Source organism: Prevotella vespertina, from assembly GCF_009728485.1.
GTDB lineage: Bacteria > Bacteroidota > Bacteroidia > Bacteroidales > Bacteroidaceae > Prevotella > Prevotella vespertina.
Window position 1 is genome coordinate 1 of sequence record NZ_VVIQ01000004.1, and the last position, 16,632, is coordinate 16,632.

The window sequence follows — 16,632 nt, forward strand, 5'->3', positions numbered from 1 at the left end:
CATTGTGGGGTAAGGGGATATTGTAGGCAGAAGTGGGTGCTTCAAGTTCAAATTATCTGCAAATTCAGTAATGAGAGGACGTGTAAACGCAATAAGAACCTTCAAGGGCTTAGTTGCGGATTTGAGGAATACTTATTTGTATCTTTAAAACAAAACTTTTATAAGCTTTAAACTGAAACTAAAAGCATGATAAATATACACGCTAACAATAATTTTAAAGACCCTTTAGAATGTGACACAGTGACGAGGATTGGTCTTGATAAGGCTGGTGCAAAGTTCTCAATATCAGTTTTGCACAAATCACCATTCCTTTCAATGGAAGGTAGAACGCCGCCACTTCCATCTCAGTTTACACATATTGACGTTGTGAGGCAAGGATCATTTACAATACAATTAAACAACAATGAATACGTTTGTAATGCTGGCGATCTCTTGTTTGTGAACTGGGGAGCTGTCATGGTCAATGTTTCTTCCTCTGAAGATATTGTCTTGGAAAGAATCGCCATACGTAAGGATTACCTTAAAGCTGTCTTCTCTGCATCTCTACCTAAGTTATTCTTATCACCTGCAGAGATCTTTATTTGGCAATTAACAAAGCTCAACTTCAATATTTGGCATAGTTATTTTGTATTGTTACACGAGTTGTCTTCTTGTGAAGCATTGGATACAAAGGTAATAGATGCACTCTTTTTATCGTTAATGCAATTTGTTTATCATTTCTATAAGTCCTATCAAGAGGCTGAAATGAAGTATAAGCCGCGAACAAAGCGACTTACAGAAGCATTCGTACACCTTATTAGTAAGTATTCAAAGAAGGAACATGAGATTATGTTCTATGCGGATAACTTATGTGTAACTCCGCATTATCTCGGTGTTATTATCAAATCGGAAACAGGAGAAACAGCCCGTGAATGGATAGAAAATTCACTCACTGTCTCTATGCAAGTAGCCCTTAGAAATTCAAATAAAACGCTTAAACAACTTGCATCCTCATTCAATTTCTCTTCAAGCAGTGCCTTTTGTAAGTTCTTTAAACGTAGAACTGGACTTACACCAAACGAATACCGTAACAAGAAGTAACACCTCTCATTATTCAAGAAGACGCCTTTTAATAGTAATAGGAATTATGATAAATAAATTAAAGAGAGGCTCTCCTTTTGTGCTTTAAGGTTGTCATTGTTGATGAGAAAAGGCTGTTATGTGAAAAAGAAAGTGTATCTTTGTAGATAACTTAATGATACTATCAGTTTAAAATGATATTTTTCTCTGAAGAAGATAATACTTACCCAAAGTATTAAGAAAGTACTTATCGAAGAAAGATGAGACCTTCAAAAAGTATTAAAAAGGCATTTATTGAAGAAAGATGATATATTTAAAAATATGACGAAAACGTTTTCACAAATCAAGAAGATTAATTTTCAAAAGGAAATAATTAGGCTTTTAGAAACGAAGAAATTGGTATCCTGGATACAGGTTAACAGTTCGACAAATAAGAAAAGATGCTTAGCAATGAGAATGATTGCTACTTGTCTTTGCATGATGTTATCGTTTTCTACAAACTTGTATGCTGATAACATTACCCCTGCAGAGGCTCTTAACATCGCAAGGCGTTATGTCAATGTAGACAAAAAGACCCAACGTAAGATTCTTACACGAAGTTCTTCAGGCGTCACCTCAAGTCTACCATATAAACAAGCAAGTACACCTTATTATATATATAACGACTCCAAGGGCAAAGGATTCGTAATTGTTGCAGGCAACGATGCCATGGGGCAAGTGTTAGCATATAGCCATGAAGGAACCATGGATACAACTCGGTTGAATCCAGAAGTAGCCTATCTTCTCCATGAATACCGCCAGGTTTACAAAGAACTTAATAATAATTCAAAACTTTCTACAGCTGCATCTTCATCCCAGACAACCAGTTCAAAAGATGAAGTCAAGCCTCTCCTCCACTCTCATTGGAGCCAAGAATCACCTTATAATAAGTACACTGGCTATTACACGGGATGCGTTGCAACCGCCATGGCACAGCTGATGTTCTATCATCAGTGGCCTGTTGCTGGCAGCGGACAACATACCTATACAACAACAGTTGACCAACAGCAACATTCTGCGGACTTCTCTAAATCAGTCTATCAGTGGGACTTAATGGACAATGACTATCGTTATGGACACTACAACGAAGCGCAAGCCAATGCTGTTGCCCACCTAATGAGTGATGTTGGTGTATCGGTTAATATGCAATATTCCAATAGTGGAAGTAGTGCTCAAAATGGTAGTGCTTTGAATGCACTTCGTACGTATTTTAATTATGACGCAACAATGATTGCCAAGGGAGATGAGGGCATTACGCAATTCACCGAGATAATCAAGAATGAGTTACGCAATGGTTTTCCTCTTTATATATCAGGCAATCCTGGAGGTGGCAGAAGCGGTCATGCATGGGTAGCCGACGGCTTTGATCGTAATGACTTGATACACATGAACTTTGGTTGGGGTGGTCAGGCGGATGGCTATTATTCGTTAAGAGCCTTAAACATAAGCTCTTCTGGCAAGGAATTTAATGGTAATGCGTTGAGTTTCGGGAAGCAATTAATCATCATCCTAGCCCATCCGAATAAAGCAGGAGTGGCTAAGATTGACTACAAATTGCGTGAGGAAGCACCTAACATAGCCTTTAATAACGAAGCTGACCTGCACTTTATAGGCGGTGAACCAACCACTTTAGTACAGAAGAAGATAGCCTATAAGAACTTTACAAATCAAAGTTCTATAACTTTCCAAGGCGATTTTGGAGTTGGTATCTATGATGAACAAGGACAGACAATAGCTGTTTTTCCATCAGATAGTCATAGCAAAGGTGGTTATACTCAGGAGTATTTTAAGATGAATGAAGGTAAGATTGTGTCTGGAGGACTCGTCTTTCAAGATGTTACCTTCACGATTGATTTAAGTAGACTTCACGATGGTGTCTACTCTCTCTCACCTATTGTCTGTGCTCGAAAAGACAATGGAGAATGGGGCGAATGGGTGATGATAAAGAAGGCTCCACGCTATGTTTTCGAGGTTAAAGGGGCTAATATCACTTATCGTGAAAAGCCTTCTTTAGATACTTCCTTCCAGTTTGCTTCATTGCCAACTACCGATGGGGAGGTGCAAGCGGGCAGCGACTTTAGACTTCATCTTGCCATTCGTAAGCTATGTGCTAAGCCTTTCGATGGTAAGATACAACTAGATTTCTTAAACGATAAAGACCAATCAGTTTATACGCATACTACTAAGAGTGTCGACTTTGATGACTTTGCAACAACCCGTTTAAACCTACTTCTTTCACTTCCAGATAACCTCCTCCCAGGGCATTACCGACTGCGTGCAACCATAACAAGCGACTATAGTGATGAGACTTGTATAGTAGGTGATGTGAATCAGATAGAGCCTTGTTACATTGATGTCATAAAGGTTGACCGCCCTCAGGAACTCCTTTCTAATGCGTTTGGATTTGTTCAGAACAATGCACAAGAGTCCATCGAGAGTTCTAATATAGATGTTCGTCGAGAAGGACTCATCAAAGTTGGATGCCTTATTTACGCCAAGGAGGATGCGAATTACAATGGTTCTGTCATATTAACTCTTATAGATAACGAAACTAAAGAGCATATTCCGCTATCGACTTACCCGAATAGTATCAATCTAGCGAACGCCTCGGATGGTGTTACCATCATGAGTGGATGGCTGAAAGACAAGGACTTAAAGCTCATCAATAATCGGCAATATCGATTAGCCCTCATCGCTAATATAGATGGTAAGGAGCTAGATTTATGGCCAAGAAAGGCTTCTCCCCTACTCGTCTCTATCGTTAATGGATCTTACATTCCAACGCCTGATGGCATTGACGAATTACATTCTAAAGAACAAATCAGCTATCTCAATGGACTATTAGAGGTAACACATAGTGGTTTAAAACACGTTGATATCTATACGATTAATGGGCAACTCGTTCGCCATCAAGCGATTAATGAGGGAGATAGAGTTGCCATTCCACTAGCTCCATCAGCCTATATTATAAAGGTGACTACCGATAAAGGAAGTTTCACGAAGAAGTTAATTTGCCATTAATTAATGATTCCCAACCAATGTCTCAAAGCTATTTAGTAACTTTGCATATCAAACAATAAGCATAATGGAAACGACAGAATTACAATATCCTAACGAAGAGAAGTTTAAGAATAACCTGGTAAGCTATCTGCAAGAACATGGTCTTGTGGATGAGATGTTACCAGATGCTATTGATATTGAAGGGAAATGGCTAGAGATTGCCCAGGCGTATTTACCAGACGGAACAAGGGAGTTTTCAGCTTATCCCACAGTCTCCTTAGGCTGGATGATGTATGTTGGTATGGCTGTTGCCAAGTATTGGGATGAAGATTGGGAACTATATAATAAGGTGGAAAACCTCTATACTTATCTTCGTGATCGCATTGATTATGACCACATGGACGACTATATTTGTGAGAAAGTCCTACTTCTCTCAGCCGAAGATCATCAACGGTTAGCAAGTGTTGTAGGCGAATGTGCCGCACGAACAAATAGTCTCCTTCATCATTTAGGATTAGCTCCTGGTAGTCCAGAGGCTTTCCACTCTTATGTAGCAGCACTCCATCAGCTTTACACCATGGGGGCAGCTATGCAATTAAAGACCATGGGCTATCACATGACGAAATTATAAGTTGAAAGCCTCCACACGCTCTTCAGAAGAGCAAGTAACCGTGACTTTGGAATAAAGGAAACGCCTTCTTCAAATGAAAGAAGGCGTTTCTTCGTAATGAAAAGAGCCTTTCCTTCTAGCAAGGAAAGGCTCTTCTTGATAGCAGGAAGCAATCTCCTGTCTTTTAAAGAATGATAGTATAGGAAACAAACCATTGTTTACTCCTATACAGAAGATTAATTCTGACCCTTCTTCTGACGCTCTTTCTTGATCTTATCTTGTATCATCTGATAATGCGAAATAGCGTGCTTACGAGCACTGATAATCTGATATCTATAAACGAAACAAGTAGTAAAGAAATAGATAGTAGCCTGTATCCATAACGCTCTCACTTCAGGGAGAATGTCATTAATAGTGCCTCCCATTGATGCTATTCGTAGATAGCCACGAACGCCAAAGGTGGACGGAATGATCCAACTGAAGCCCTGCCATATCCCTGGAATACTACTTTGAGGCCAAGAAGCACCTGTTAAGAATAGGAAAGGAATGGACGTAAAGACCACAAGGAGCATGACGTTTTCACGATAGCGAACGAGACATGAGAGGGTCATACCAAAGAAGATCACAGCAAGCAAGTAGGGTATTAAGAGCCAAAAGAGGTCAGTTGGGCGTGCTAACATCGTAAAGCTGAAGAAGTGCGGGACTGCCATTGTGACGTAAGCAGCCATCACGCAATAGACCATAAAGTAACAGAACGACTTGCCGAAGACTATTTTTAGGATTCCATCATAGTGCTTTCCGATTGGAACAAGGTCCTGGAAGCGATTGTTCTCACGTGCTGTACCAGCCGATAAGCCTATTCCTAAGAGCAAAGTCTGCTGTAAGATGAGGATTAAAACGCCTGGTAAGATAGCATTACCATAGCCACCTGTAGTGTTAAAGATGGGTTCTGCGTCAACAATCATGGGTTCCGTGGTCAGCTCCTCATCCCTTTTTGTGAATGAAAAAGAGTGAGTTTTCACTTTGTCAGCCCCCATCTCGAGTGCAACTGCTTGTGCTGTTTGATAGATAGCCTTATAGGTTAACATCAAACTCATATCACAATAGACCCCAACATGTGCTTGTTCCCCCCTATTCAAGCTCTCATCAAAGTTAGAAGGAAAGTATAATACCCCGTGAACTGCCTGCTTTCCAACAAGGTTCTTAGCCTCATCTAGACTATTACAATAGTATGCAGCCTTCACATCAGGGGCTGCATCGAAGTCACGAATGAACTCCCTTGAAGAAACAGTATGCGATAAGTCGACAACAGCTACAGGCACATCACGCACCACCTCATTGTTATAAATCCACGAATAAAGCAGCGGATAAGCAAGAGGAACTAGTAAGAAGAATATTAACACACCCTCATCTTTCACCGTACTCTTCAATTCTAACCACCAGATATAACAGATAGATGAAAGAAAGTCAAGCGGTTTCTTGAGTACTTCTCTCAGTGTGAATCTTGTTTTATTATTATTCGACATAGATAATTATCAGCATTTATTCCTTTCAAGCAAAGGATATGTTCAATCAGTTATGGTATATAAACATATTCCAGCATAGCACGTTTCAAGTTCCATAGAACTAGTATGGGAGAGACTGCAAAGGCTACTAGAGCCATCACATTGACCCACGCCTCAACAAGAGGGAAACCATTGAAGACGCAAAGCTGATAAACCATATAGTAATGACGAAGCGGTATTATCTGTGCCAGAGACTCTATCATTCCATCCATAGCAAAGAGTGGGAAGGTAGCTCCACAGGCTGAGAAACCAACGACAGCCCACAATGAACAAACGCTCATAGACATGCGTAAGGAAGGGATAAGACCAAAGACAAAGACGCCAAAGCCCTGCGATGAGAGGACAGTAAGCACTGCCATTAGGATGATCATGTGCAATCCTCCAGGGTGAGGGAAGTCCAGGTAGCCATAGACATACCACTCATATCCGAGGAAGATAGTTAAGAATATCAACGTTTGAGGGAGAAGTTTTCCTGTGACAGCAAGCATGATGTTGTTATTAGCTAGCTGCATCCATTGGTGCGCCCTACCAAACTTTAACTCTGTTCCTATCGAATAGACGGTGATGAGTAACATAAATAACACGAGGATACCAGGTACCATGATACTCGTTAAATATATGTTATAACTCATCCACGGGTTGCCTATCATGTGAACATCTAAGGCTATCGGCTGTATGAACTCCTTAATCTCTTTAGGTGTTTTACCAAGCATTTGGAGCTTTGCCGCACCCATTGCTGCCGACCCAAGAGCGGTCACTGTCTTCATATCCTTGTATAACATTCCACCTGCAACAAGCGTCACATTACTATAATAAAGAGATACATGTGGCTGGCGTTGAGCGATGAGTTCGGCTGTAGTTCCTGCTGGGATATACAAGAATCCATATATCTCATTGCGTTGAATAGCTTGTCTTGCCTCGGCAATGCTATTGTAATGAGCAACTACATGTGTACTTTGGAAGGCATCTAACTGTCGTATTAAAGCACGTGTGGTAGAGGTGTTATCATTGTCAACAACGCCACATGGGAGCTTTTCGGGTTGCCCTTCATGCATCAAGGAAGTGAAGAAGATGATGGTAACTAATGGGAAAACAACCATACAACAGATGTAGATTGGGTTATGAACCATCAATCCCACTTCCCGAGAAGAGAGTGCGAGAAGTCTTTGCACACCCTTACCAAGAGAATTGAAAAACGATTTTATGTTGAATGATAACTTCATTATAAAAAGAAAAACCGCCTTCTTTATTTAATAATCAATGACATACCGGGCTTTAGACCATCTACCTTCTGCACTGGACGAGCCTTTACTTGGAAGGTCTTTAAGTCGTATTGTCCGTTACTCTTCGTTGCTTTCCAAACAGCGTATGAACCTTGGTCTTTGAGTGAGGTAACCCGCATTTCAATCTGTTTGTCAAGTGCTGGGGCATAGACCTTGAGCTTCGCTCCAATCTTCATGTCCTTTAGTTGATCCTCACGAACATTGAATGTGCCCCATATATCATTGACCATTGAGATGCTCATGATAGGACTGCCAAATCCAACGAGTTCGCCCACTTTAGGATAGATGGTCTCTACTTCGCCATCAGCTGTTGCACGTTGAACAGTCTCTTTGAGTACTGAACGAACCACATCAACAGCCGAGCGTGCTGCCTGAGCCTGCTTCTTTGCAGCCAACTTTGCCTCCTCTCGCACCCCACTCTTGGCTAGTTCCCATTGCGACTTAGCGACTTGTACACCTGCTTGAGTTGCTTCAAAGGCAGCCTTCGCCTCGTCACGCTTCTGTGCACTCATTACTCCCTCGTCGAAGAGTCGTTGCATACGTCCATAGGTCTTTTCGGCTATTCCGTTCGCAGCAATAGCCTGTTGATAAACCTGATAAGCACTTTCAACAGCCTCACGACGTGTTGGAGCCTCGGCTAAAGCACTCAAGGCATCGGTCGCACCAGCGGTTGCTTCAGCCACTTTCTCCTGTGCATTGGCTTCAGGAATAGCCAGTTTTGCTAGGATATCACCCTTATGAACATAGTCACCTTCCTTTACCATGAGCTCTGTAACACGCCCTGGTAGCTTACAAGCTACACGATATTCACTCACTTCAACCTCTCCCTGGATAATTTCGGGGCTGCGATCAATCGTGAAATAACCAATCACTGCAACGATGATAACCACACTAACAAAGCCTAAAACAGCTAGAAGGATATTATTATGTTGTGATTTTGCTGACATAAATATTGTTGTTTTAATTTTAAAGAACCTATTTTCACCTTTATATATTATAGCTCTCCGATAGCTTTCTGAACACTCGTTTGTGCCAACTTAACAGCTATCTCTGCATCAATTATCGCTGTGCGAGCTGTCTGCCAGGCAGTTTGAGCTGTCATGACATCGGTTACTGTCATCACACCTTCTCGAAAACCAACATTCGCACAACGTAGATTCTCATCTGCTGCAGACATATTCTTTCGTGCTGTGGCAAGCTCCTTATTGGCATCTCTGAGCCGTAGACGACTCTGTTCAATATCAAGTTCTATCTTCTTATGAGCGTCATTTAAATCCATTTGTGCTATACTCGTTGCCGTCTTACTAGCACGTATCTTATATCGATTCGCACCCCATGTCCATAGCGGCATCTGCACTGTTACACCAATATTCCATACTCCCGAAAAACGATTCTGAAACCCATTAAAGACGTTAGGATTCATCACTGAGTATCCACCTGTTAGTAAGATGTGAGGGAGATAGAGTGCTGTAACAAGTTTGGTGTTCTGCTTACTGATGTCAACAGCATTCTGTAATAAACGCAGTTCGGGGCGTTTTGCTGTGATTGTGGCACTATCTGAGGCTGCCTTTAAGCGGTTGTCAAGTTGAGGGGAAGGCGTTGCTAGAATATCAGCATCTCCTTCATCAGCTAATAGAATATCCCCATCTAGACCAATACCACATAGTTCACACAATGCCATCTTAGCAAGTGATACACCGCTTTGAATACGTGCTAACTGTAAGTCGGCAGTGTTAACTGCAACGTCAACCTTCAATCCGTCGGCCCTTGTAGCTACTCCCTCGTTGATCATCTTCTTGACATCATCATCCAGTTTCTGTGCCAAGTTGCGATATTGAAGGGCAAGTGTTTGCTTCTTCTTGAGCGATACTGCCAGCCAGTAAGCATTATCCACACCATATAGAACAAGCTGTCTTTTCAATTCGATATTGTTCTGTGCTACCTGCTCACCAAGGGCTGCCATGTCATTAGCGGCTTTAATGGCTCCACCCATATAAATAGGTTGACTGACGATGACACCACCAGCATAAACATTCCTAGTGTTGGTTCGGAAAGCGTCAGTGATGGTCGTTCCAATATTATTGGCAGCCTGTGTCAATGGAGAAGCAATGCTATTCAATACCTGACCTAACTGCTGTGCTGTCTGTTGACTAATCATCCCCTGCTGTGCAAGAGAACTTAAACTCTGACCTAATTGATTACCCAACTGCCCTACAGAATTAGTCCCGATGTTGGTAAGAGCAGACTTCTGTTTACCATTCAAAATCGACACTTCGCGTGAGAAATGTTGATATCCTGCAAGCCCATCTACTCTTGGAAGATATTTAGTTTTAGCCGCTTTATGTGTGTTCTCAGCAACATCTGCAGTCATCTTAGATATCTTCAACTGTCGATTGTTCTGCAAAGCTAACTCTCTACATTGGGCTAATGACAACACATTCTGCGCATAGGTGCTGTGGAAAGTACAGAGTACTAGTACACAAGTAAATAGTCTTCTCATTTATAATTGTTACACTTTTAAATTGGAGAATGCAAATATAACCTTTTTAAATGACTTACTTGTCAAATAGAGTATGTTAATCCTTAAATTAAAAAAAAACACCTATTTTTAAGGAAGTATAGGACAACTTTAGAAATAAATAACTATCTTTGCAACCATTATCTGTATTAAATACAAAGTAAGAAAACATTTCATCGTGACAAAGAAGAGCTTTTTTTATCGTGCATACGACCTCTATTATGATGGCTTCAAGCACATGACTTTAGGCAAGACATTATGGATGGTGATTATAGTTAAGCTAGTCATTATCTTCTTAGTGCTTAAAGTTTTCTTCTTTCCAAACTACTTAAAACAAAGAACAAAGCCTGGTAAAGAAGGTGACTTTGTTGAGCAACAGCTTTTGAAACGTTAGTCACAACGACTATTCAAGTAGCTTGTTTTTAACCCAAATGACATTTATTTCAATTCAAAACAATTAATAATTAACAGAGAAACAATGGAAAACCTACTCTTAACCATTGACCCAGGAACAGTTGACTGGTCGCGTGCGCAGTTCGCACTGACAGCCATCTATCACTGGTTATTCGTCCCTTTGACACTAGGATTAGCTGTCATTATGGGTATTATGGAGACCTGTTATTACCGTACGCGTAAGGAGTTTTGGCGCTCAGCAGCCCAGTTTTGGCAGCGACTCTTTGGTATTAACTTTGCCATGGGAGTGGCTACTGGTATCATACTAGAGTTCGAGTTTGGTACTAACTGGAGTAATTACTCTTGGTTTGTTGGCGACATCTTCGGTGCTCCACTAGCAATAGAAGGAATCTTAGCGTTCTTTATGGAGTCCACATTCGTTGCTATTATGTTCTTCGGATGGTCGAAGGTCTCTGCTGGTTTTCACCTCGCTTCGACATGGTTAACAGGCTTAGGTGCAACGTTATCAGCGTGGTGGATTCTTGTTGCCAACGCTTGGATGCAATATCCAATAGGCTGTACTTTCAACCCAGAGACGATGCGTAACGAGATGACCTCATTCTTTGACGTAGCCTTGAGTCCGTTTGCTATAGATAAGTTCACCCATACAGTCACCTCTGCTTGGGTACTTGGTGCAGCCTTCACCGTCGGTGTAAGTTGCTGGTATCTATTGCGTAAACGCCACGTGGAACTCGCTAAGCAAAGTATCAAGATAGGTTCTATTGTTGGTTTAGTAGCCTCTCTCTTAGCAGCATCTACAGGTCATGAGTCTGCTTACATGGTAGCTCAAACACAGCCAATGAAGCTCGCTGCAATGGAAGCATTGTATGAGGGAGGCAATAGCCAGAGCCTTACTGGTATTGCAATGGTCAATCCTTTTAGTCAACCAGACTATATGAATGAGTCTGAACCACCTATGCGTGTGGCAGTTCCCAATATGTTATCAATCCTCGCAACAAAGTCTACTACTGGCTATGTTCCTGGTGTTCGAGACATTATCAAGGGCTATACTAAGGCAGATGGAACCAAAGAACCATCCTTGAAAGAGAAGCAAGAAAGAGGTAAGAGAGCCATTCAAGCACTCAAAGACTATCGTGCAGGAAAGAACAAGGAGACCAATAAGAAGATCCTTGATAGTGATATGAAATACTTTGGTTATGGCTATATCAAAGATGCTAACCAACTGGTACCTTACATTCCAATTAACTTCTGGGCATTCCGCACAATGGTAGGTCTTGGCTGTTTATTCATCCTTGTCTTTGCTCTAATGTTATTCATTCTTTATAGGAAAGACATTACTCGTCCACGTTGGTTACAATATCTGGGACTAGCGTTGATACCGCTCGCTTACATTGCAAGTGAGAGTGGTTGGCTTGTTGCCGAGTTTGGTCGTCAACCTTGGACAATACAAGATATGCTACCTACTTGGGCTGCTGTTAGTGACCTGTCAAGCGGTGGTATCGCCTTCACCTTCTTCCTCTTTCTTGTGTTATTTACGGCTATGTTAACCGTAGAGATTAGTATTATGTGTAAGCAAATAAAGAAAGGACCAGCTCTATGACATATTATTTCCTACAAAACTATTGGTGGTTTATCATCTCACTATTGGGTGCGTTGCTCGTTTTCTTACTATTCGTACAAGGCGCTAACTCGATGATCTTCCAGTTAGGAAAGACTCCTGACGACCGCAGAATGTTGATTAACTCCACTGGACGTAAGTGGGAGTTCACCTTTACAACACTTGTTACATTCGGCGGGGCATTCTTTGCTTCATTCCCATTGTTCTATAGTACGAGCTTTGGAAGTGCTTATTGGATATGGTTACTAATCCTGTTTACATTCATCATACAGGCTATTAGCTATGAATTTCAGAACAAGGCGGGTAACATCTTTGGTGTTCGTACGTTCCAAACATGCCTTATCATCAATGGTATTCTTGGTCCATTGCTCTTAGGCGGAGCTGTTGCTACCTTCTTCACAGGCTCTAACTTCATCGTTGAAAAGGCTAACATCACCAATAGTATGCAACCCGTTATCTCTCATTGGGCTAATGGTTCACGTGGACTTGACGTCTTGCTCAATCCTTGGGTAGTCATCTTTGGTATTGCGGTGGTGTTCTTAGCACGCATCCTGGGTACGCTCTACATTAATAATAATGTGAACGACGATACAATCCGTACCCGTGTTCGCAAGCAGTTATTGGTTAATACCATCCTATTCTTGCTCTTCTTCTTACCTTTCCTCATTGTTACTTTGTTCAGCGAGGGCTATGCGGTAAATGAAGCAGGTACTATCGTCATGGAACCAATGAAGTATTTTAACAACCTACTAACGATGTGGCCATTGGCAATTATTCTACTTGTGGGTGTTGTCCTACTTCTTTTTGGAATCATCAAGACCATCCTTAAACCCAATTATGTGCGTGGTATATGGCCTGCAGGTATAGGAGTTGTATGTGTGGTATTGGTTCTCTTCCTCATTGCAGGATGGAACAACACAGCTTACTATCCCTCTACTGCCGACTTACAGAGCTCTTTGACCATTCAAAACAGCTCATCAAGTGAGTTCACACTCAAGGCTATGTTCTACGTAAGTTTCCTCGTTCCATTCGTCTTGGCATACATTGTTTATGCTTGGAGAGCCATTGATAAGAAGGCTATCGATAGACAAGAAATAACAGAGGATGACCATGCTTATTAATTTGTAAGCGCATATTTCAAACATAGAAAACCATCAAAGGTGAGAGTTGCAACCTATCTGTAGGTTCTTCTCTCACCTTTCTCTTTGTCCTTTAAAACCAACTAAAAAAGCATTATTAAGGTTTCCCATGCCTGTTATTAGTCTATTTTTATATACCTTTGCAAGGCTCTCTACCTTTATAAGGTATCGTTGAGGAGCAACCTTATAAGTTATAAGATCAACTAAAGATCATGGCAATGAAGAAGGGACTAGTACTTGAAGGAGGAGCCATGCGTGGGCTTTTCTCCGCTGGTGTAATAGATATTCTCATGGAAAACAACCTATTACCAGATGGCGTTATAGGTGTTTCTGCTGGTGCAGCCTTTGGTTGTAACATCAAGTCGAAACAGCCTGGACGCGTCATAAGGTATAATAAGAAGTTAGCACATGACTGGCGTTACGCCTCCTTCCGTTCGCTTCTAACCACCGGAGACTACTTTGGTGGTGAGTATGCTTACCATTATATGCCTCGTCATCTAGACTATTTTGATGTTGAGACATTCAATAATAACCCTATGGAGTTTTGGGCAGTTTGCACGAACGTAGGCACTGGCAAGGCGGTATATAAGCGTTTGATGGAAGTGGATAACAACTGTCTCGAATACATTCGGGCGTCTGCTTCAATGCCGATAGCCGCTCGTATCGTTACAGTAGAGGGTAAGAAACTCTTAGATGGTGGTATTGCCGACTCCATCCCATTGCGTTTTTTCCAAGAGCAGGGCTACGATCGCAACCTAGTTGTGCTCACTCAACCAGCTAACTACGTGAAGGAACCTAACAAACTCATGCCTCTTATGCGTCTTTGGTTGCGTCGCCACCCTCGCATCATACGTGCTTTAGAACAGCGACATATCATGTATAACAACCAGTTAGAGTATGTTCGTCAAGAGGAAAAGAAGTCCAACACACTCGTTTTACGCCCCGAGGCAGTCCTAACCATAGGGCATCTTTCACACAACCCAGACGATATGCAAGCCACATACGAGCATGGCAGAAAGGTTGCAACAAAGCATTTAGAAGAAATAAAAGCTTTCTTTAGCGAATAAGGAAACGCCCTTCTCCATGTGAGAAGGGCGTTTCTTTGCCATGAAGAGAGCCTTTCCTTATTATGACGGAACGCCCTCTTTGTTTTGAAGGGAGGATGAATAGGAACATAACCCCCTATTCCTCTGCCTCTTACTGGGTGATGGTTTGTATCTTCTCTACCCTCTTTGCGAGTGCTAATGACTTAGGACTAAGTTTCCCTTTAAGGTACTTCTCCATGATAAGACCAGCTATCGGAGCAGCCACATCAGCACCGAAACCACCATGCTCAACGTACACGGCGATGGCAATCTTCGGATGATTCATCGGTGCAAAACCAATGAATGCAGAGTGATCTTTGCCTGCGTTCTCTGCAGTACCTGTCTTTCCACAGACAGGATAGGTTGTTCCATTTAGTATTGTAGCCGTTCCCTTCGTCACTGCTTGACGCATTCCTTCTATCACAGGACCGTAAGCAGCAGCCGAAACTTTGGTTGAATGCGGTGTAAGGAAGCGTGAAGGAAGGGGCGCATAATCAGTGTTTTTGTGAATATGAGGGGTGAAGAAGAACCCACGATTGGCTATTGTGGCTGCGAGGTTACACAGTTGAAGAGGCGTAACAGTGATGTCTCCTTGCCCCATACCAGCCCACATGATGGTCTTGGGAGTCCAACCTGTCTTGTAACGACGTGTTAAGTAGTTCACATTCGCTACCAGTCCGCCTCGTTCGCCAGGCATATCTATACCCAAAGGACCGCCTAATCCCATACTAACTAAGTAATCGCGCCACACCGTGACAGCCTCATCTTTAGTGCCATACTTCTGTGTGTTGCCTATCATGGAGAGGTAGGACTTGAGGAACCAAGTGTTACATGATACCGCCAAAGCACCTATTAAAGGCTCTGGGGAGTAATGGTGATGACACTTCACCCTTATGTTTCCGTCACGAAAACCATCGTGACAAGCAATCTTCGTATCGGCTTTTACCAATCCTTCCGACAAGTAAATCAAGGCTTGAGCAGGCTTAATTGTGGAGCCAGGAGGGTAAGCTGTGGCTATAGCTAAGCCGTCATTAGGACCATCGGGAGAATTGGTTACCATGCAAAGAACCTCTCCCGTGGCTGGATCAAGTGCCACGATACTCCCTTTCTTACCCTTCATCAGATTCGTTCCAAGCTCTTGCAGCAATGGACGGAATGTGAGGGGAGCTTGCTCATGAAACTCTTGTGCATGCAAGCTACCGATACTTAGAAATGGTAATGATAGTATTGCTATCTTGAAAGAAGCAATTATCTTGTTACTAAATGACTTATACATCTACTATTAAATTTTATCTTAAACTATTATTCTTATACTTAGCTATCATATTGGAGGGCAAAATTACAAATAAAAATGAAGCCCATTAGCAACCTTCGGATAGTTTATAATTTATTTAGAAAGAGCTCATTAAATGTCAATCAAACTAAAGGCGAATATTGCTAAGTGACGTTCCTGACATGAAACGATCTAGGTCGACGAAGCCTCGGATGCCGTTTACTCTACCCCGTTCACTAAACTGCCAGATGTTATGTCGGCCTACTCCCTTAATCGAAGGACGCTCCGCACTATACTTACCAAGGAACAGGAAGTTCTGATTAAAGCGTGGCGCAAGGTGCGAATTATAGAAGTTTGCTTGCGAGTAAATCAATGGTCTCTTCCCGTAATGCTTCTTTATTAACCACGCAAAGACGGCTACACTGTCTTGAACTTGCTTGCGTGTCCACCCTCGAACACCCTCTCTTTCAACGTCAATCATCGGTATGAGATCCTGAGAATAGCGTTTAATCGTTCGATAGAAATGGCGGAATTGCGCACGAATGGGCGTCTTTGAGGATAGATAATGATAGGAGCCGCACCGCAAATCATGCTTACGAGCCTCGCAAATATTGCGTTTGTAATATTCATCTGTTATAGTAGTTCCTTGCGTTGCCTTGATATATACGAATTGAATCTGGCGGTTTTTTGCCACTTCCGACCAGTTGATTTTACCCTGATGGTGCGATACGTCGATGCCATCGAAGTGACGTTTCGGCTCTTTGGAAGACTTAGCTGTAGCAGTCTGAACACTCACCAGCAACAAAGAAAACAATAAGCAGACGATACCGAAAGGTCTAATATAAGATAACTTAGCCATTGAATGTAATCTAAAAAAGAATTATCCTTGCTCTAAAAATACGTTAGTTTTATCCTAAATAACAACTAATACTAACTACAAAATTACCATATTTTTCCCGAACAAACACATAAAAATCCGAGAATAATGACTATCTTTGCAACGTAAATACATATTGATACATCAGTTAA

13 protein-coding genes are annotated in these 16,632 nt (G+C 41.8%); 7 read left to right on the forward strand and 6 right to left on the reverse strand.

Annotated elements, in window-relative coordinates; genetic code table 11:
• Positions 1–186 precede the first annotated feature (186 nt).
• From F0475_RS04775 to F0475_RS04785, 3 genes are all read left to right on the forward strand, one after another.
• Positions 187–1,080, forward strand: coding sequence for a helix-turn-helix domain-containing protein (locus F0475_RS04775; protein ID WP_155715716.1), 894 nt, complete (start codon positions 187–189; stop codon positions 1,078–1,080).
• Positions 1,081–1,509: 429 nt separating this feature from the next.
• Positions 1,510–4,119, forward strand: a complete 2,610-nt coding sequence (locus tag F0475_RS04780; RefSeq protein ID WP_234422961.1) for a thiol protease/hemagglutinin PrtT — start codon at positions 1,510–1,512, stop codon at positions 4,117–4,119.
• 64 nt (positions 4,120–4,183) lie between these two features.
• The gene (locus F0475_RS04785; protein WP_155715718.1) at positions 4,184–4,729 is read left to right on the forward strand and encodes a hypothetical protein; all 546 of its coding nucleotides are present in this window, start codon (positions 4,184–4,186) and stop codon (positions 4,727–4,729) included.
• A gap of 215 nt (positions 4,730–4,944) precedes the next feature.
• Here F0475_RS04785 and F0475_RS04790 read toward each other — a convergent pair whose 3' ends face one another.
• Genes F0475_RS04790 through F0475_RS04805 form a run of 4 tightly spaced genes read right to left on the reverse strand, consistent with a single transcriptional unit; the run spans position 4,945 to position 10,056 of the window.
• Entirely contained in the window at positions 4,945–6,234 is a 1,290-nt protein-coding gene (locus F0475_RS04790) for an ABC transporter permease (protein ID WP_155715719.1), read from the reverse strand.
• A 50-nt stretch (positions 6,235–6,284) separates the two neighbouring features.
• On the reverse strand, positions 6,285–7,496 hold the full coding sequence (locus tag F0475_RS04795) for an ABC transporter permease (RefSeq protein WP_155715720.1): 1,212 nt from the start codon (positions 7,494–7,496) through the stop codon (positions 6,285–6,287).
• A gap of 23 nt (positions 7,497–7,519) precedes the next feature.
• Entirely contained in the window at positions 7,520–8,503 is a 984-nt protein-coding gene (locus F0475_RS04800; RefSeq protein WP_155715721.1) for an HlyD family secretion protein, read from the reverse strand.
• A 47-nt stretch (positions 8,504–8,550) separates the two neighbouring features.
• Entirely contained in the window at positions 8,551–10,056 is a 1,506-nt protein-coding gene (locus F0475_RS04805; RefSeq protein WP_155715722.1) for a TolC family protein, read from the reverse strand.
• A gap of 196 nt (positions 10,057–10,252) precedes the next feature.
• On the opposite strand from F0475_RS04805, the gene F0475_RS04810 reads away from it, so the two are divergent.
• From F0475_RS04810 to F0475_RS04825, 4 genes are all read left to right on the forward strand, one after another.
• Positions 10,253–10,468, forward strand: coding sequence for a DUF4492 domain-containing protein (locus F0475_RS04810; RefSeq protein WP_009435948.1), 216 nt, complete (start codon positions 10,253–10,255; stop codon positions 10,466–10,468).
• Positions 10,469–10,552: 84 nt separating this feature from the next.
• Complete coding sequence (locus F0475_RS04815; protein ID WP_155715723.1) at positions 10,553–12,088, forward strand: cytochrome ubiquinol oxidase subunit I; 1,536 nt, start codon at positions 10,553–10,555, stop codon at positions 12,086–12,088.
• Entirely contained in the window at positions 12,085–13,227 is a 1,143-nt protein-coding gene (locus F0475_RS04820; RefSeq protein ID WP_009435798.1) for a cytochrome d ubiquinol oxidase subunit II, read from the forward strand. Before F0475_RS04815 ends, F0475_RS04820 begins: the two co-directional genes overlap by 4 nt.
• A 236-nt stretch (positions 13,228–13,463) precedes the next feature.
• Positions 13,464–14,312 (forward strand): patatin-like phospholipase family protein, encoded by an 849-nt coding sequence (locus F0475_RS04825; protein WP_155715867.1) that lies wholly within the window; start codon positions 13,464–13,466, stop codon positions 14,310–14,312.
• A 130-nt stretch (positions 14,313–14,442) separates the two neighbouring features.
• On the opposite strand, the gene F0475_RS04830 is transcribed toward F0475_RS04825, so the two are convergent.
• Positions 14,443–15,606 carry a penicillin-binding transpeptidase domain-containing protein gene (locus F0475_RS04830; protein WP_155715724.1) on the reverse strand — a complete coding sequence of 388 codons (1,164 nt, stop codon included), beginning with the start codon at positions 15,604–15,606 and terminating at the stop codon, positions 14,443–14,445.
• A gap of 145 nt (positions 15,607–15,751) precedes the next feature.
• Positions 15,752–16,462 carry a glycoside hydrolase family 25 protein gene (locus tag F0475_RS04835; RefSeq protein ID WP_155715725.1) on the reverse strand — a complete coding sequence of 237 codons (711 nt, stop codon included), beginning with the start codon at positions 16,460–16,462 and terminating at the stop codon, positions 15,752–15,754.
• Positions 16,463–16,632: the final 170 nt, after the last annotated feature.